This window comes from Gordonia jacobaea, from assembly GCF_001186365.1.
GTDB classification, from domain to species: domain Bacteria; phylum Actinomycetota; class Actinomycetes; order Mycobacteriales; family Mycobacteriaceae; genus Gordonia; species Gordonia jacobaea.
The window spans coordinates 347,005-364,128 of record NZ_LDTZ01000013.1; the positions used below are offsets into that span (position 1 = coordinate 347,005).

At 67.2% G+C, this 17,124-nt stretch carries 15 protein-coding genes; 10 read left to right on the forward strand and 5 right to left on the reverse strand.

All coding sequences use genetic code 11. From position 1 onward, the window contains the following. Positions 1-28 precede the first annotated feature (28 nt). Both ABW18_RS01695 and ABW18_RS01700 read left to right on the forward strand, forming a co-directional pair. Positions 29-1,168 carry a protein kinase family protein gene (locus ABW18_RS01695; protein WP_049697256.1) on the forward strand — a complete coding sequence of 380 codons (1,140 nt, stop codon included), beginning with the start codon at positions 29-31 and terminating at the stop codon, positions 1,166-1,168. 5 nt (positions 1,169-1,173) lie between these two features. Further along, on the forward strand, positions 1,174-2,586 hold the full coding sequence (locus tag ABW18_RS01700; RefSeq protein ID WP_049697505.1) for a replication-associated recombination protein A: 1,413 nt from the start codon (positions 1,174-1,176) through the stop codon (positions 2,584-2,586). Positions 2,587-2,592: 6 nt separating this feature from the next. Here the strand turns inward: ABW18_RS01700 and ABW18_RS01705 are convergent, their stop codons facing one another. Together ABW18_RS01705 and ABW18_RS01710 are read right to left on the reverse strand one after the other, a co-directional pair. Next, complete coding sequence (locus tag ABW18_RS01705) at positions 2,593-3,786, reverse strand: MFS transporter (RefSeq protein ID WP_083444273.1); 1,194 nt, start codon at positions 3,784-3,786, stop codon at positions 2,593-2,595. Between the two features lie 75 nt (positions 3,787-3,861). Next, positions 3,862-4,734, reverse strand: a complete 873-nt coding sequence (locus tag ABW18_RS01710; RefSeq protein ID WP_049697257.1) for a helix-turn-helix transcriptional regulator — start codon at positions 4,732-4,734, stop codon at positions 3,862-3,864. Between the two features lie 236 nt (positions 4,735-4,970). Between ABW18_RS01710 and alaS the strand changes: the two genes are divergently transcribed. The 8 genes from alaS to aroB all read left to right on the forward strand — a co-directional run bounded on the left by alaS (position 4,971) and on the right by aroB (position 14,189). After that, a complete protein-coding gene (alaS, locus tag ABW18_RS01715; RefSeq protein ID WP_049697258.1) occupies positions 4,971-7,643 on the forward strand; it encodes an alanine--tRNA ligase in 2,673 nt (890 codons plus the stop codon). Continuing rightward, positions 7,640-8,068: a Holliday junction resolvase RuvX gene (ruvX, locus tag ABW18_RS01720; protein WP_049697259.1), complete on the forward strand. Its 429-nt coding sequence runs from the start codon at positions 7,640-7,642 to the stop codon at positions 8,066-8,068. Before alaS ends, ruvX begins: the two co-directional genes overlap by 4 nt. Positions 8,069-8,135: 67 nt before the next feature. Further along, complete coding sequence (mltG, locus tag ABW18_RS01725) at positions 8,136-9,932, forward strand: endolytic transglycosylase MltG (protein ID WP_049697260.1); 1,797 nt, start codon at positions 8,136-8,138, stop codon at positions 9,930-9,932. A gap of 4 nt (positions 9,933-9,936) precedes the next feature. After that, positions 9,937-10,794, forward strand: coding sequence for a shikimate dehydrogenase (locus ABW18_RS01730; RefSeq protein ID WP_049697261.1), 858 nt, complete (start codon positions 9,937-9,939; stop codon positions 10,792-10,794). Between the two features lie 108 nt (positions 10,795-10,902). Further along, positions 10,903-11,289, forward strand: a complete 387-nt coding sequence (locus tag ABW18_RS01735) for a prepilin peptidase (RefSeq protein ID WP_049697262.1) — start codon at positions 10,903-10,905, stop codon at positions 11,287-11,289. Between the two features lie 31 nt (positions 11,290-11,320). Next, on the forward strand, positions 11,321-12,529 hold the full coding sequence (gene aroC, locus ABW18_RS01740) for a chorismate synthase (RefSeq protein ID WP_049697263.1): 1,209 nt from the start codon (positions 11,321-11,323) through the stop codon (positions 12,527-12,529). 62 nt (positions 12,530-12,591) lie between these two features. Further along, entirely contained in the window at positions 12,592-13,086 is a 495-nt protein-coding gene (locus ABW18_RS01745) for a shikimate kinase (protein WP_197494645.1), read from the forward strand. Continuing rightward, positions 13,083-14,189: a 3-dehydroquinate synthase gene (gene aroB / locus ABW18_RS01750; protein ID WP_049697265.1), complete on the forward strand. Its 1,107-nt coding sequence runs from the start codon at positions 13,083-13,085 to the stop codon at positions 14,187-14,189. Before ABW18_RS01745 ends, aroB begins: the two co-directional genes overlap by 4 nt. A 15-nt stretch (positions 14,190-14,204) precedes the next feature. Here the strand turns inward: aroB and ABW18_RS01755 are convergent, their stop codons facing one another. The 3 genes from ABW18_RS01755 to ABW18_RS01765 all read right to left on the reverse strand — a co-directional run bounded on the left by ABW18_RS01755 (position 14,205) and on the right by ABW18_RS01765 (position 17,119). After that, positions 14,205-14,765, reverse strand: coding sequence for a B-4DMT family transporter (locus ABW18_RS01755; RefSeq protein WP_049697266.1), 561 nt, complete (start codon positions 14,763-14,765; stop codon positions 14,205-14,207). Between the two features lie 85 nt (positions 14,766-14,850). Continuing rightward, the gene (locus tag ABW18_RS01760) at positions 14,851-16,203 is read right to left on the reverse strand and encodes an MFS transporter (protein WP_049697267.1); all 1,353 of its coding nucleotides are present in this window, start codon (positions 16,201-16,203) and stop codon (positions 14,851-14,853) included. Between the two features lie 43 nt (positions 16,204-16,246). Next, a complete protein-coding gene (locus tag ABW18_RS01765; protein ID WP_049697268.1) occupies positions 16,247-17,119 on the reverse strand; it encodes a shikimate dehydrogenase in 873 nt (290 codons plus the stop codon). Between the last annotated feature and the right edge of the window lie 5 nt (positions 17,120-17,124).

Genomic DNA, 17,124 nt, shown 5'->3' on the forward strand with positions numbered 1-17,124 from the left:
GGCGCCGACGAGTAGGTTGGTTGGTGCCATGACGGTCATCACAGAAAGCCGCGTCACCAGCGTGGTGCGTGCCGCAGAAAACATGTTGTCCCGCAGAGCGGGGTCGCCGGTGGTTCTCGCCGATCCCGAGGATCTCGGAGGGAGCGGCCGAACCACAGTCGTCCGGGTACGCGTGGCGCAGAACCCACTGTCGATGGACCGCACCCTCGTCATCAAGGCGCTCCCGAGTCACGAGGACCCGCAGGCGTTTCACCGCGAGATCGCATCGTACAAATACGCGACGGCACTGCCGACGGAGTCACGGCCCGGTCCGCAACTGATTGCCTCCGACCCCGACAACCGGTTGATGGTGCTCTCCGACCTCGGCCGCGGGCACCCGTTGACGGTGCTGCTCGCCGACGCCGACGTGGTCGAGATGAGCCGCGCGGTGAGCGCGTGGGGCCAGGCGCTCGGCCGGATGCATGCCGCAACAGTCGGCGGAGAAGGCGACTTCGACGCCCTCGTGCGCCACGGTGCGGCGGGCACCGCGGGCAGGGACATCCTCCGCGACGAAGCGATCCGTGCGGTGTCCGCAGCATCGGCGCGGGTTGCCGACCTCGGGCTGACGCTTCCCGACGCCGTCGCCGAGGCGCTGACGTCGGCCTGCGCACTCTTCGACGAGGGTGATCACCGCGCGTTCAGTCCCTCCGACGTCGGCCCCGAGAACATCCTCCTCAACGACGACGGCGTGCAGTTCATGGATTACGAGTGGGGCGGATTCCGCGACGCCACACTCGACATCGCCTACGGGTTGGTCACCTTTGCCCCGCAACTCGGGCCGGCGGGCGTCGCCCACCGCCTCGACCTCGAGGTGTCGATGGTCGACGCCTGGCGCTCAGAAGTGGTGCCGATCTGGCCCGCCCTCGAGCGCGATCGCTACATGGCGCGCCAGTTGCTCACGGCTCGGCTGCTGTGGGTGTGGTTGTCGACGGTGTGGATGCTGCCCGATTCGTCGACCGACACCGTTCCGATGACGCACTACGCCCACGACTGGGCGCTGCACACCAACGATCCCCGCGTCCTCGTGGCACGCTGGTCCGATCTCGCCGCCGCGGCGACGAGCAACGCCGAGATCTCTGAGTTCGCAACCGAAGTGGGCCTCGCGCTGCAGCGTGCGTGGCTGGACTGACCGCAGTGGGGGGATTGTTCGACCCGCCGCCTCAGAGTTCGACGAGCGGCGCCACATCGCTGACATCACCGCCGTCACCATCCGCACCGCTGGCGGTGCGGATGCGTCCGCAGAGTCTCGACGACATCGTCGGCCAGCAACATCTCCTCGGCGCCGGGTCGCCATTGCGGCGTCTGATCAACGGGTCGGGCGCGGCGTCCGTGATGCTCTACGGCCCGCCGGGAACCGGAAAGACGACGATGGCGTCGCTCATCTCGAGCGCTGCGGGAGGTCGCTTCGAAGCGCTTTCCGCGTTGTCCGCGGGCGTGAAGGAGGTGCGCGCGGTCATCGAGGTCGCGCGGCGCCGACTGGCGGCGGGTGAGCAGACCGTCTTGTTCATCGACGAGGTCCACAGGTTCTCCAAGACCCAGCAGGATGCACTGCTCGACGCCGTCGAGAACCGCATCGTCCTCCTCGTCGCCGCGACCACCGAGAATCCGTCGTTCTCCGTCGTGTCGCCGCTATTGTCCAGATCGCTTGTGCTGCAGCTGCGTTCGCTCACCGACGACGACATTCGCACGGTGCTGCGCCGCGCGGTCGCCGACGAACGCGGACTCGGCGGCGCGGTCACCGTCACCGACGACGCATACGCCCACCTCGTGGCCGTCGCGGGCGGCGACGCGCGCAGAGCACTGACCGCACTCGAAGCCAGCGCCGACGCAGCGCTGCGCGAACCGGCACCCGGTGCCGAGGAGATCGGTGAGGAGGGGGTAGGCGAGATCCCCGAGATCGGTGTGTCCGACGTCGAGGCGGCCATCGACCGTGCGGCTGTGCGGTACGACCGCGACGGCGACCAGCACTACGACGTGACCAGCGCGTTCATCAAGTCGATCCGCGGGTCCGACGTCGACGCCGCGGTGCACTACCTCGCCCGGATGATCGCCGCGGGCGAAGATCCCAGATTCATCGCACGACGTCTGATGATCCACGCGAGCGAAGACATCGGGATGGCCGATCCGATGGCGTTGCAGACCGCTGTCGCCGCGGCGCAGGTGGTGGCTCTCGTGGGGATGCCGGAGGCCAAGCTGGCGCTCACGCAGGCGACGATCCACCTCGCGACCGCACCGAAGTCCGCGGGCGTCGTCAGCGCCATCGGCGCTGCGCTCGCCGACGTCGAAGCGGGCAAGGCCGGAGCGGTGCCGCCCGGATTGCGCGATGCCCACTACAGCGGCGCCAAGAAGCTGGGTAGCGGCGTCGGATATCAATACCCGCACAACGATCCCGACGGTGTTGTGCCGCAACAGTATCCACCCGACGAGCTCGTCGGCGTCGACTACTACGTGCCGACCGATCACGGTTTCGAGCGCGAGATCGGGCCGCGGGTGGCCAAACTGCGGTCGATCGTGCGACGGGCGACGCGCCGGTCCAAGAAGGCGTGACGCGACTCAGCGGTGGCGTGTTGCGAACGCCAGAACTGTTGCTGCCGCGGCCATTCCGGCGCCGACCCACACCGGCGACACCCAACCGAGTCCTGCACCGATCGTCAGTCCACCGAGGAACGTGCCGATCGCATTGCCCACGTTGAACGCGGCGATGTTCGCTGCCGACGCCATGGTCGGAGCATCGCCCGCGAAGTGCATGACACGCAGTTGCAGTGGCGGGCTCGTCGCGAAGCCCACGAGTCCCATGACGAAGAGCAGGATCGCGACGGCGACCGGCACGTGTGCAAGCAGTGCGTAGGCGACGAGGGTGAGGGTCAGCAGCACGGCCAGGATGCGCAGCGTGAGTGAGAGGTTGCGATCTGCGGCCCAGCCGCCCGCGACGTTGCCGACGCACAATCCGAGTCCGAAGATGATCAGCAGCCAGGCCACCGCGGACTCCGGATAGCCCGTCACATGCGTGACGAGGGGCTCGACGTAGATGAACGCGCCGAAGACTCCGCCGAAGAGCACCATTGTCAGGACGATCGAGATCAGCACCTGCGGGCGGAGCAGCACGCGGTAGGCCGATCCGCCGTTCGACGTCGGCGCGGGGCGTGACGGGACGAGTGCCACGATCCCGACCAGTGCGACAAGCCCGACGACGCTCACCATCCAGAACGCCGCACGCCAGCCGAAGTGTTGGCCCACAACGGTTCCGAAGGGAACCCCGATCACATTCGCCGCAGTCAAGCCGGTGAACATGACCGCTATGGCGCTGGCTCTGCGGTGCGGCGCCACGAGGTCGGCCGCCAGCACGGCGCCGATACCGAAGTAGCCGCCGTGGCACATCGCTGTGACCACGCGGCCGAGCAACGCCACGTCGAACGTCGGTGCGAGGGCGGTGAGCACGTTGCCGACGATGAACAGGCACAGCAGCACCACCAGCGCGCGTTTGGGTGGTCGCCTGCTGAGGAATGCGGTGACGGTGAAGGCTCCGACGGCGACGGCGAGCGCATATCCCCAGATCAACGCGCCCGCGGAGGGCACCGATACGCGCAGCGACTCGGCGACGTCGGACAGCAGTCCGGAGATGATGAACTCGGTCAGGCCGATGCCGAATCCGCCGACAGCCAGTGCGGTCAGGGCCGCTCGGGCGTGTGGTCTGGCGGTGGTCTTGTCCGGGGTGGAATCTGTTGCGGGCGTTGTCGTCTCGCTCATGGTGTTTCCTTCACGACGAAATGACGCGCGGTCGGGTGACCGGCGTGGGAAAAGGGCGAACGGGGTGGCGCGGGCTCAGCCCGAGAGAGTTGTGCTCGCGAGCAGACGTAGCGCGTCGTCGTGCGACGAACCGGGCGTGGCGTGCATGAGCATCAATCGATGCCCGTCCTCCTGGGGGAGATGCAGCATGTCGTAGGTGAGGTCGAGCTCGCCGACGATGGGATGTCGGAAGCGTTTGGTGCCGCTCGAACAGGATTCGACGGGGTGCTGCGCCCAGATGCGAGCGAAATCGGCGCTGCTGGAGGCGAGGTCCGAGACGAGATCGGCGATGTCGTCGTTGGCGCCGTTGGCGTTCACGTGTCCGGTGACCAGCGGCCCCGTGACGTATCTCAGCGAGGCGACTGCCAGTCGTGCCTCGAACTCCCAGTCACGGTGCAGCGCACGCGTGGCCGGGTCGGTGAACAGCATCGACACCTTGTTCGGTGGTGTGTCGGACGTCGGGGCCGCAGGGTCGAGGTGACTTGCCAGCACCGCGTGGCCAAGGCGGTTCCACCCGACGATGTCCTGCACGGGCGACAGTGCGATCGCCGCGACGTCGGGCATCGCGTCGAGCAACGTCGCGAGACCGGGACGCATCCGCGACCGGACGGGCCGGGGCGTCGCCGAGCCCGCGAGGTGATAGAGATGTGCGCGCTCGACCTCGTCGAGGCGCAGCGCGCGTGCCAACGCGTCGATCACCTGCGTCGACGGATTCGACGCCGCGCCCTGTTCGAGGCGGGTGTAATAGGTGAGCGAGACACCTGCGAGTTCTGCGAGTTCTTCGCGACGCAGCCCCGGTACCCGCCGGAGACCCGTCGTGACGACGCCGAGGTCGGCGGGTACGAGCGCGGCGCGGCGGCTGCGCAGGAAGTCGGCGAGTTGCTCGGCGGCGGTGGATGCGTTGGTCACCGATCCATGGTCGCGCGATCGGCCGCGGCGTGCCTGTCCCTGTCGGTGACAGTCGACCAGACGGCCACAACACCGCTGTCCAGCACGGCCTTCTCGTGCTGCTGACGACGCAATTCAGGTGTCCTCGTCGCGCGGCGGTAGGCTGGTATGTCGCAGATCGTCGGATTCGCGCACGCCCCGAGTCAGTCCGACGCAGACCTTCCAGACGCACCACGACGACCGAGGACGAGAACCCAGTGCAGACGCATGAGATCCGGCAGCGATTCCTTGATCACTTCATCAAGGCCGGACACACCGAGGTGCCCAGTGCCTCACTGATCCTCGACGATCCCAACCTGCTGTTCGTCAACGCCGGCATGGTGCCGTTCAAGCCCTACTTCCTCGGTGAGCAGACCCCGCCGTTCGACCGCGCCACCAGCGTGCAGAAGTGTGTCCGCACACTCGACATCGAAGAGGTGGGCATCACCACCCGCCACAACACCTTCTTCCAGATGGCGGGCAACTTCTCGTTCGGCGACTACTTCAAGCGCGAGGCCATCCGCTTCGCGTGGGATCTGCTCACCTCGTCGGTGGACGACGGCGGATACGGCATCGACCCGCAGAAGCTGTGGCCGACGGTCTACCTCGACGACGACGAGGCATTCGCGATCTGGCGTGACGAGATCGGTGTTCCCGCAGAGCGCATCCAGCGGCGCGGGATGAAGGACAACTACTGGTCGATGGGCGTGCCCGGCCCGTGCGGTCCGTGCTCGGAGATCTTCTACGACCGTGGCCCCGACTACGGCGTCGAAGGCGGACCCGAAGCCGACGAGGATCGCTACATCGAGATCTGGAATCTCGTGTTCATGCAGAACGAGCGAGGCCCCGGCGGAGCCAAGGAAAATTACGAGATCCTCGGCCCGCTGCCGAAGAAGAACATCGACACCGGCATGGGTGTCGAGCGCGTGGCCTGCCTGCTGCAGGGCGTCGACAACGTCTACGAGACCGACCTGCTCAAGCCGCTGATCGACCTTGCGTCGGAGCTGACCGGTCGGGGCTACGGGGCGGGCAATCACGACGACGACGTGAGGTTCCGCGTCATCGCCGACCACGCCCGCACCGCGGTGATGCTCATCGGCGACGGCGTGCTCCCCGGCAACGACGGACGCGGCTACGTGCTGCGGCGCCTGTTGCGCCGTGTGGTGCGCTCCATGCGGTTGCTCGGCGATGCCAAGCCGACGATGGAGATCATCGTGAACACGGTGATCGACGTCATGTCGCCGTCCTATCCCGAACTCGCCGAGCAGCGCGCCCACATCGTCTCGGTCGCCGTCGGGGAGGAGACGTCCTTCGCGAAGACGCTCGAGGCAGGCTCCAAGCTGTTCGCCGACGCCGCACAGGCCACCAAGGCCGCACACAAGAAGACGATCAGCGGCAACGACGCCTTCACCCTGCACGACACCTACGGATTCCCGATCGATCTGACGCTCGAGATGGCCGCGGAAGCGGGCCTCGACGTCGACCAGCAGGGATTCACCGAACTGATGGCGGAGCAGAAGCAGCGCGCGAAGGACGACGCGGTCGCCCGCAAGACCGGGCACACCGACGCCGCTGTGTACCGCGAGTTCCTCGACCGCGGTCCCACGGAGTTCACCGGCTTCGACGAACTGGTGTCGGAGGCGCGAGTGCTCGGCCTCATCACCGACGGCACGCGTGTGCGGTCGGCGGGGCCGGGGGAGCAGACCACGGTGGTCCTCGACCGCACCCCGTTGTACGCGGAGTCGGGCGGCCAGATGGCCGACGTCGGCACCATCACCACCAGCGACGGCACCCGCCTCACCGTCAGCGACGTGCAGAAGGTCGGCAAGTCGGTGTGGCTACACAAGGCCACTGTCGACGCCGGTGAGATCCACGACGGCGACGAGGTCATCGCTTCCGTCGATCAGTCGTGGAGACACGGTGCGACACAAGGGCATTCGGGTACGCACATGGTGCATGCCGCGCTGCGCGAGGTGCTCGGCCCCAGTGCGACACAGGCCGGATCGCTCAACCGGCCCGGCTACCTCCGATTCGACTTCCACTCCGGCTCGGCGCTGAGCGAGGATCAGCGACAGCAGATCGAGGAGATCTCGAACGCCGCCGTCGAATCCAATTACCCGGTGCACACCTTCGAGACCGGCCTGAGTGAGGCGAAGGCGATGGGCGCGATGGCGCTCTTCGGCGAGAACTACGGCGACGTCGTCCGCGTCGTCGAGATCGGCGGTCCCTTCTCGATGGAGCTCTGCGGCGGAACGCATGTGGCGTCGTCGGCGCAGATCGGGCCGGTCACGCTGATCGGCGAATCCTCCGTCGGATCGGGTGTGCGGCGCGTCGAGGCATACGTCGGAATGGACTCGTTCCGCTACCTGTCCAAGGAGCGTGCGTTGCTCGCGGGACTGGCCTCGTCGCTCAAGGTCCCGTCCGCTGAGGTCCCCGGTCGCGTCGAGCAACTCGTCACCCGCCTGCGCGACGCGGAGAAGCAGCTCGAGAAGGTTCGCGCCGATGCCGCTCGCTCGGCGGCCGGAGGTCTGCTCGATTCCGCCGACACCGTCGGCTCGACACTCGTGGTCGGTGGGGTGGTCCCGGGAGTCGGGGCGAACGACCTACGCGGCATCGCGACCGATCTGCGAGGCCGTGTCGGTGATCGGCAGGCCGTGATCGCGTTGTTCTCGACGACGGGTGAGGGTGACGAGACCAAGGTTCCGTTCGTCATCGCCACCACCGATGCCGCACGAGGCGCAGGCATCAAAGCGGGCGATCTGGTCAAGGAGATCGCGCCACTCGTGGGCGGACGCGGCGGCGGCAAACCCGACCTCGCGCAGGGATCGGGGACCGACGCCGCGGGGATCGACGCGGCGCGGACCCGCATTCGGGAGATCGTCGGCCGATGAGTCTGACTCGGGGGCGTCGTCTCGGCGTCGACGTGGGGAGCGTGCGGATCGGGGTCGCCGTGAGCGATCCCGACGGCATCCTCGCGACACCCGTCGAGACGGTCGCCGGAGCCGATGTCGACGCCGCTGTGGCGCGACTGCGCGCGCTGGTCGAGGAGTACGAAGCCGTCGAGGTGATCGTCGGGTTACCCAAGACGCTGCGCAACACGGACGGTCCGGCAGCCGAGAAGGCGCGCGCCTTCGGGGCCCGACTCGCCGAAGAACTTGAGGGGATTTCAGTCGTGTTTTCTGACGAACGACTCACCACCGTAGCTGCGCAGCAGGCGCTGCACGCCAGTGGACGCAGCGTCAAGGCGTCGCGTGGGGTGATTGATCAGGCGGCGGCGGTCGCTATTCTTCAGGGGTGGCTGGATTCGCGACGATGAGTGGTTCAACGCTGTCCACGGACCATCTCGCCGTGCGAGCCGTTCGATGTGAGGGAGGGGACGTTCGGTGACCGACGAACGGCATCGGAATCGTCATCGTGAAGCCTCTGATCACCCTACCGAAGGACTCGATCTCGAGCGACTGCGGTACTTCACCCAACCGGCCGATGGCAAGCCGCACAATCGACATCGGCGTCGGCGTACCGGCACCACCGGACAGATACCGGTAGTCCGAACCGACACCCCGAGATCCGAACGACCGCGACCCGACGGCGCGCAGGCGCCACAGCCGACGCGGAACGTCGCAGAGGGTCGTGCTCCGCGTCCGGTGCAGCGTGCGCCACAGGCCCCCGCCACGTCGCCGCGGCCGGCTGATCGGCCAGTCCGCCGTCCGGAACCGGTCTCCGACGTCGAGCCGGTGGACACCTTCCACATGGCCGCACCGCGTCGCGCCCGCCCGCAACGGATCGCGCCGACACCTCCCGTCGACAAGCAACTCGACACCGCACCGGTCGAGCCGACTCCGGTCGAAGCCCCGGTGGCGTCGAGGGCGTCGGTTTCACAGGACTCATACGATGCGCGCGACTACCAGAGCGCAGGCGTCGCACTCGAGTCGATCGAGACCGACGAGTCGTACGACTCGATAGACCACGACCAGCCGATCTCGCCGACGCGCAGGGGGAGGGTTCGCGCCCACACTCCCGAATCGCGACGCAGGCGACGTAAGCGACGAACCGTGCTCGCAGCGGTCATCGCCATCATGCTGATCGCGGTGGTCGGGGTCGGCTACTACGGATTGCGTGCGGCGGGCATGCTCGACTCGCGCAAGGACTACACCAACGCCGCGGGTACCGGCGACGTGATCGTCGACATTCCGCAAAACTCCACGCTGAAGGATTTCGGGCGAATCCTCGCAGACGACAACGTCGTCGGCAGTCAGCGCGCATTCATCAATGCTGCTGATGGACAAGCGATTTCGGGCGGCTACTACAAGCTGCGCACCGAGATTCCCGCGTCGACAGCAGTGCAGATGCTGACAGATGGGACGACGCACCGGGTCGGTCGGGTCGTGGTTCCGGAGGGTCTGCAGCTCGACACGAAGAAGGGTGCCGACGGCAAGACGACGCCCGGCATCTTCCAGATGATCTCCGACGCCACATCCGTCACCGTCAACGGACAGAAGGTCGGGGTATCGGTCGACGACCTGCAGAAGGCAGCAGCAGGCACCTCCGCGCAGGAACTCGGTGTTCCCGATTGGGCGGTGGCCGACGTCGAGAAACTCAATGGTGATCACCGGCGGATCGAGGGGCTGATCGCTCCCGGAACGTGGGAGACGATCGACCCGCACATGTCGGCAACACAGATCCTGCAGCAGTTGATCTCGCAGAGTGCGCAGCGTTTCGCGCAGTGGGGCCTGAGCGATCAGGGTTCCAACGACTCGGGTCTGACGCCGTACCAGACCTTGGTGTCGGCGTCTGTTGTCGAGCGCGAGGTCGCCAAGCCCGACGACTACGCCAAGGTCGCGCGGGTGATCCTCAATCGCCTCGACAAAGACCAGCGTCTCGAGATGGATTCGACCGCCAACTACACCGCGACGGTGACCAACATCGACCTCGACGGTGAGGCGTACAAGTCGGACAACGCGTGGAACACCTATCAGATGAAGGGGCTCCCTGCGACGCCGATCGGAGCGGTCGGCGAGCGTGCGCTCGAGGCGACCGAGCATCCGGAGGACGGCAACTGGCTCTACTTCGTCACCGTCGACCGCGAGGGTACGACGCTGTTCGCCGACACCTTCGATCAGCACAAACGCAATCGTGAGCAGGCGTGCAACAACAAGCTCCTGACCACCGGGTGTAGTTGAGTCGATGGATCTGACACCTCCGCCGCGGCGCGCTCCCGTCGGTGGCGCGGTCGGGCGCCGCGCTGCGGTCCTCGGCTCGCCCGTCTCGCATTCGCGCTCACCCGACCTGCATCTCGCGGCCTACCGGTCGCTGGGCCTCGACGACTGGACCTACGAGCGGATCGAATGCGACGAGCGTCGGCTTCCCGACCTGGTGGGCGAGCTCTCACCTGAATGGGTGGGTCTGTCGGTCACCATGCCCGGCAAGCGTGTCGCACTCGAGGTCGCGGACGAACGCACCGAGCGGGCAGTCCTCGTGGGTTCGGCGAACACCCTGGTGCGCACCGAGACCGGTTGGCGCGCCGACTGCACCGACATCGACGGCATGATCGGTGCCCTGCGGGAGGTCGACGTCGCGGCGTCGCAGCACCCGTACGCGGTGCTCGTCGGGGCAGGCGGAACCGCGCTACCGAGCGTTGCCGCCCTCGCAGAGGCCGGGTTCGGTGAACTGACGGTGGTCGCGCGCGACGAGACACGCGCGTCCGACGTGGTCGACCTCGCGCAGCGACTCGATCTCGACGTGCGCTTCCTCCCGTTTCGCCAGTCCCGAGAACTCCTCGACGCGAGCGCGGACGCGGGCGTCGTCGTATCGACGGTCCCCGCCGCGGCGGTCGAACCGATCATCGACTCGCTCACGCACACACGCGCGCTCGTCGACGTGATCTACAACCCGTGGCCGACGCCGCTTGCCGACGCCGTGTCGGCGAGCGGGGGGCGCGTTGTCGGGGGTCTGGTGATGTTGCTGAATCAGGCCTACAGCCAGGTGGAGCAGTTCACAGGACGTGTCGCACCGCGTGAGGCGATGGCCGCGGCGCTCGACTGATCCCTCCCCAGACCCTGTTCTGTCCCCAGACACAGCCCTGTCCACAGGTTCGCCGCACATGTCGGCCGCGGGGCGTCGGATCGCGCCGCGTCGCCGAGACTGTCGTGCATGGAACTCGTCGGCTGCGTGGTTGCGCTGTGGCTGGTCGCGCTCGCCGACATCGACCGTCGCACCTCGCGGCTGCCGACCGTGCTGCTGTGGCCAGGTCTCGTCGCAGTCGGGGTTTCGTGCTGCGTGCGGCCGTCCATCGCGCTCGCAGCGGTCGCTGCCGCAGGTCCCTATCTCGTGGGGTGGCTGGCCGGTCTCTGCGGTGGTGGCGACGTGAAGTTGGCGCTCGTGCTCGGCGGCATGCTCGCCGACCCGGCGTCGGCGTTGCTGATGGTGCTTGCCGCTCAGGTACTCGGGCTGCTGACGCGACGAGGGCGGCAGCGCTGGCCGCACGGGCCGCCGATGATCGCCTCGGGTGCGACGCTGTTCGTGGCCGGCTCGGGATGAGAAGACGTGGTTGGGGTGTCGCCGCCGTCACATGGAACAATTGATCCTTGTGTTGCGCTGGATAACCGCCGGAGAGTCTCATGGCCCGGCCCTTGTTGCCATTGTCGAAGGCATGGTCGCCGGGGTGGAGATCACCTCGACCGACATCGCCGAACAACTCGCACGCCGCAGGCTCGGCTACGGGCGTGGTGCGCGCATGAAGTTCGAGGCCGACAAGGTGAGTGTGCTCGGAGGTGTGCGGCACGGGCTGACGCTCGGAGGGCCGGTGGCGATCGAGATCGCCAACAGCGAGTGGCCCAAGTGGGAGACCGTGATGGCCGCCGATCCCGTCGACCCCGCAGAGCTAGAGGGCAGCGCGCGCAACGCCGCGCTGACCCGACCCCGGCCGGGTCACGCCGACTACTCCGGCATGCTCAAGTACGGATTCGACGACGCTCGTCCGGTGCTCGAGCGCGCGAGCGCCCGCGAGACCGCTGCGCGCGTCGCGGCAGGTACCGTCGCGCGCAACTTCCTGCGCCAGGTTTTCGGGATCGAGGTGATCTCGCACGTGATCTCGATCGGTGGCAGCACCCCGTATGTCGGTCCGCCGCCGACGATTTCGGACCTCACGGCGATCGACGAGAGCCCGGTGCGTGCCTTCGACAAGGCCGCCGAGGAATCGATGATCGCCGAGATCGAGACCGCGAAGAAAGAGGGCGACACACTCGGCGGCGTCGTCGAGATCGTCGCGACCGGTGTCCCTGTCGGGCTCGGTTCTCATGTCAGCGGCGAGACCCGTCTCGATTCGCGGCTGGCGGGCGCGCTGATGGGCATCCAAGCCATCAAGGGTGTCGAGGTCGGCGACGGCTTCGAGACCGCACGTCGTCGTGGCAGCGCCGCGCACGACGAGATGGTGCCCGGGCCCGACGGAGTACTCCGGTCGACCAACCGCGCAGGCGGCCTCGAGGGCGGCATGACCAACGGCGAGGACATCCGCGTTCGCGTCGCCATGAAGCCTATTTCCACGGTGCCGCGCGCACTCTCGACCATCGACATGGCGACCGGTGAGCAGGCGCAGGCCATTCACCAGCGTTCCGACGTCGTCGCTGTGCCCGCGGCGGGTGTCGTCGCCGAGTCGATGGTCGCGCTCGTCGTCGCGCAGGCTGCTCTCGAGAAGTTCGGTGGCGATTCGGCGACCGAGACCTCCGACAACCTGGCCGGATACCTCAAGCGCGTCGCGCAGCGCGGAGCGCGGTCGTGAACACTCCTGCGGCAGCGGGCGTGACATCGACGAACAAGCCCGCGGCCGTACTCGTCGGGTTCATGGGGGCGGGTAAATCGACCGTCGGCCGGTTGCTCGCCGACAGGCTCGGCGTCGACTTCATCGACACCGACCACGAGATCGTGCGACGAACCGGCCGCTCCATCCCGGACATCTTCGTCGCCGATGGCCCCGAGAAGTTCAGGGAACTCGAAGCCGACGTCGTCGCCGATGTACTCGCGACGCACGGCGGCATCGTCGCCCTCGGCGGGGGTGCGGTCACCACCGCGGACGTGCGTGCGGCCCTCGATACGCATCGTGTCTTCTACCTGCGCGTCAGCGCGGAGTCGGGATTCGCCAGGGTCCGCGAGTCGGATCGCCCGCTCCTGGCCTCAGACGATCCGGCAGAGCGCTACCGCTCTCTGCTCGCAGAACGCGAGGACACGTACTCGGCGGTGGCGGGCGTCGAGGTCGACGCGCACGGCGACCCCGACGCCGTCGCCGATCTGATCATTCTGGCGTTGGCCGACGAACTGACAGCAGGGAGAACCTCATGACCGAGCCGATCTCTATCAGAGTCGACGGTGCGTCGCCCTACGACGTCGTCATCGGGCGCGGCCTCCTCGACGAGGTCGCGCAGGCCGCCGCAGGCGCCGACCGGATCGCTGTGCTGTACCAGCCGACGCTCGCGCAGACGGCAGAGCAGGTGCGAGAGTTCTTGGCGGACAAGGGTTTCGATGCGCATCGCGTGGAGATCCCCGATGCGGAGGCGGGTAAAGACCTGTCGGTGGCCGCATTCTGCTGGGACGTCTTCGGGCGAATCGGCCTCAAGCGCAACGACAAGGTCATCGCGCTCGGCGGGGGAGCGGCAACCGATCTCGCCGGTTTCGTTGCCGCCACCTGGATGCGCGGAATCGGTGTAATCCACGTTCCGACGACGCTGCTCGCTATGGTCGACGCCGCGGTCGGTGGCAAAACCGGCATCAACACCGACGCGGGTAAAAATCTCGTCGGCTCGTTCCACGAACCCGACACCGTGCTCATCGACATCGCCACGTTGGAGACGGTGCCGCGCAACGAGATCATCGCGGGCCTCGCCGAGGTCATCAAGACCGGATTCATCGCCGATCCCACCATCCTCGACATCATCGAGGCCGATCCCGCCGCTGCCACCGACCCGACCGGTCCGGTGCTACCGGAGCTGATCCGACGTTCGGTCCAGGTGAAGGCAGACGTCGTCTCGGCCGACCTCAAAGAGTCGTCACTGCGCGAGATCTTGAACTACGGACACACGATGGGGCACGCGATCGAGCGTCGCGAACGCTACCGGTGGCGTCACGGTGCCGCCGTGGCTGTCGGACTTGTCTATGTCGCCGAATTGGCGCGGCTCGCAGGACGACTCGACGACGAGACGGCCGATCGCCATCGGAGCATCCTCGAACTCGTCGGCTTGCCGACCACCTACGACGCCGACGCATTTCCCGATCTGTTGGACGGGATGTCGGGCGACAAGAAGAACCGGTCGGGTGTCCTGCGGTTCGTCGTACTCGACGGGCTGGCCAAGCCGGGCAGGCTCGAGGGTCCCGATCCGAGCCTGCTGGTCGCGGCCTACTCGGCTATCGCGTCGGAGCGTCCGACTGCGGGCACCACACTGCTCTGATCTCGCGGATACCGATCAGGCCGGATCGGCGCCCGAGTTCGCGACTCTGCGGTCGTCGGTGCGCTCGATGACGGCGGTGTCGTCGTCGCGGTCGGAAGTCTCGCGGTTGGATTCGTCGTCGAGACGTCGTTGCTCTTTGCGCTGGTCACGCCGGGTGAGCCAGCGGCCGATGGACGCGCCGAAGAACGCCGGGAAGAAGATGAGAAGCGCGATGAACGAGCCGCCGGCGATGATCTCGATGAAGAAGCTCGACTCGCTGATTCCCTGAACACCGATGGTGCCGAGAATCCAGCAGATCAGGCACGAGAACAGGCCCGCGAAGACGCCGGCCTTGAGCCAACGGATCGTGAGGTCGTCGTAGTCGTCGGGGTCGGGGTGTGCCCGGGCGTCGCGGATACCGTCGAAACCGCCCCATACCAGCGCAATGAAGACAACCGCAGCGACCGCGATGGTCTTCCATGCCGTCGAGTGAAGTGGTGATTGAACGACTGCGATACCGAGGAGAATACGAGCGACGACGTGGACCGCGGTCATGACGACACCGCGCAGCAACCAGGACACCATGGCCGACAGCATACTCATGGGTAGCGTGATCTCGAACACGCGGGAGTGGAGTGGCGTGGTTCGCCACCCCACTCCCGCGCGGGAAATCGTTGCGATGTCAGGCCGCGAGCGCCGTGGCGCTGCGGGGTGTCGCCGTCACCGGCGCGGCTCCGAGGTCGTCGGTCGCGACATCCTTGGTCTCGCGGGCGGTGAGCGCGGCCGCAGCCGCGATCAGGCAGATGGCCGCGGTGAAGATGCTGATCACCACCCAGCCGCCGTCTCCGACGCCTCCCAGTGCGGTCACGATCGACGGCGCGAAGCCCGCCATGAGGAATCCGAGCTGCGTACCGATGGCGAGGCCGGAGAAGCGGACCCGGGTGGAGAACATCTCGCCGTAGAAGGCGGGCCACACGGCGTTGGCAGCTGCGTAGCCGAACGAGAAGGTGAGCACGGCGAGCACGAAGGTCAGCAGGTGATTGCCCTGACTCATCGAGAGCATGTAGAAGGGCATCAGGATGGCCGACGTGAGCGCGCCGTAGATGAAGACGGGCTTGCGTCCGATGCGGTCGGCGAGGGCACCGAAGAGCGGCTGGGTGATCAACGCGCCGATATTGGCGACGACCACGAGCCACAGGGTGAGCCCGGCGTCGAGCCCGACGTGCTTGCCGTAGGCGAGAGCGAGATTGGCGAAAACCGTCGAGACCGCTGCGATGAAGGCGCACAACACGACTCGCGCTACATCACGCCAGTGGTCGCGCATCAGGGGTACCAGTGGCATGCGTGCGATGTCGCCGGATTCGCGGGCCTCGGTGAATTGCGGTGTCTCGTGCAGTCGACGTCGGATGAAGAAGGCGACGAGAACGACGACGGCCGACAGCCAGAACGGAACACGCCAGCCCCACGAATACTTCGCGTCGTCGGGAAGTGCCATGAAGGGGATCAGCACGAGCGAGGCCAGGATGAGTCCGCCCTGGGTTCCGGTCAGCGTCCAGGACGTGAAGAACGCACGACGGTGGTCGGGCGCGTGCTCGAGTGCCAACGAGCTGGCGCCTGCCTGTTCACCTGCTGCGGAGAACCCCTGGAGCAGACGACAGATCACGAGCAGGGTTGGCGCGAGCCAACCGATCTGATCGAAGGTCGGCAGACACCCGATGACGAACGTCGACACGCCCATCAGCAAGAGTGTGAACATCAGTACGCGCTGGCGACCGATGCGATCACCGAAATGGCCGAGGATCAACGCTCCGATCGGGCGCGCGATGTAGGCGACACCGAACGTGGCGAACGACATCACGAGCGCCGCGTTGTCGTCCGACGGGAAGAACACGTGCGGGAAGATCAGCGCTGCGGCGGAGCCGAAGAGGAAGAAGTCGTAGTACTCGACCGCACTGCCCATGAAACCCGCGAGTGCGGCGTGTCGTGGTGTGCGTTTCCCGACGGCTCCGGTGCCGTCGGATTCGGTGGTGGTCATGTTGGGTACTCCTCTGGTGCGATTGTGCCTGGTGGCAGGGCGGTCAGGACGCGTTTGCGACGAGTTGGCGGAAGTGACGGGTCATTCGATCGGCATCCGGGTTCAGCCCGGTGATCAGCGCGAATGCGTCGACGGCCTGGTAGACGGCCATGTGGCCTCCGTCGAGGGTTGGTGCACCCACCGCACGCGCGGCCTGCAGCAGCGCGGTGTCGAGGGGGCGGTAGACGATGTCGGCGACCCAGAGGTCGGGCCGCAGCAGCGCGGCGTCGAACGCGATGCCGGGATGCTCGGCCATTCCGGTCGGCGTCGCGTGGACGACGCCGGAACTCTCCGGAAGCAGTGCGGGGAGCTTGTCGAACGCCGCGGCGTCGACACTCGGTAGTGGGTGGCGGGTGGCGAGGTCGTGTGCGAGGGCTCCGGCACGGTCGACGTCGAGGTCGACGACGGTGAGATGGGCGGCACCGAGCCGAAGTAGCGCGTCCGCGACCGCCGTTCCCGCGCCGCCCGCGCCGACCAGTACGACGTCGGCGAGGTCGGCGTCGGGCAGACCCTCGGTGAAGCCGTGCGCGAATCCCGTTGTGTCGGTGTTGTATCCGACGTCGCCGTCGTCGGTGAACAGGACGGTGTTCACCGCGCCGAGCGTGGCCGCGACGGGATCGACATGGTCGAGATGCGCCATGACCAACTGCTTGCACGGATGGGTGACGTTGACCGCGTCGAATCCGAGCGCGCGGGCCCAGGACAGCACCTCGCCGATGCGATCGGGGGAGATGTCCGCCGCGGCAAGGTCGATCGGCCGGTAGCTGTAGTCGAGGCCGAACGCGCGGCCCTCGGCCATGTGCATCGCCGGGGTCAACGACGGTCCGACGCCAGTGCCGATGAGTCCGACCAGATAGCTGGTCTCGGAAGGTTCCATGAGCT

Excerpts from the sequence above, each read along its gene's own strand:
- ABW18_RS01765 (WP_049697268.1), bottom strand. The coding sequence starts at position 17,119 with ATGGAACCTTCCGAGACCAGCTATCTGGTCGGACTCATCGGCACTGGC.
- ABW18_RS01730 (WP_049697261.1), top strand. The coding sequence starts at position 9,937 with ATGGATCTGACACCTCCGCCGCGGCGCGCTCCCGTCGGTGGCGCGGTC.
- ruvX (WP_049697259.1), top strand. The coding sequence starts at position 7,640 with ATGAGTCTGACTCGGGGGCGTCGTCTCGGCGTCGACGTGGGGAGCGTG.
- ABW18_RS01745 (WP_197494645.1), top strand. The coding sequence starts at position 12,592 with ATGGGGGCGGGTAAATCGACCGTCGGCCGGTTGCTCGCCGACAGGCTC.
- aroC (WP_049697263.1), top strand. The coding sequence starts at position 11,321 with ATGGAACAATTGATCCTTGTGTTGCGCTGGATAACCGCCGGAGAGTCT.
- ABW18_RS01755 (WP_049697266.1), bottom strand. The coding sequence starts at position 14,765 with ATGCTGTCGGCCATGGTGTCCTGGTTGCTGCGCGGTGTCGTCATGACC.
- ABW18_RS01735 (WP_049697262.1), top strand. The coding sequence starts at position 10,903 with ATGGAACTCGTCGGCTGCGTGGTTGCGCTGTGGCTGGTCGCGCTCGCC.
- aroB (WP_049697265.1), top strand. The coding sequence starts at position 13,083 with ATGACCGAGCCGATCTCTATCAGAGTCGACGGTGCGTCGCCCTACGAC.
- ABW18_RS01760 (WP_049697267.1), bottom strand. The coding sequence starts at position 16,203 with ATGACCACCACCGAATCCGACGGCACCGGAGCCGTCGGGAAACGCACA.
- ABW18_RS01695 (WP_049697256.1), top strand. The coding sequence starts at position 29 with ATGACGGTCATCACAGAAAGCCGCGTCACCAGCGTGGTGCGTGCCGCA.
- ABW18_RS01705 (WP_083444273.1), bottom strand. The coding sequence starts at position 3,786 with ATGAGCGAGACGACAACGCCCGCAACAGATTCCACCCCGGACAAGACC.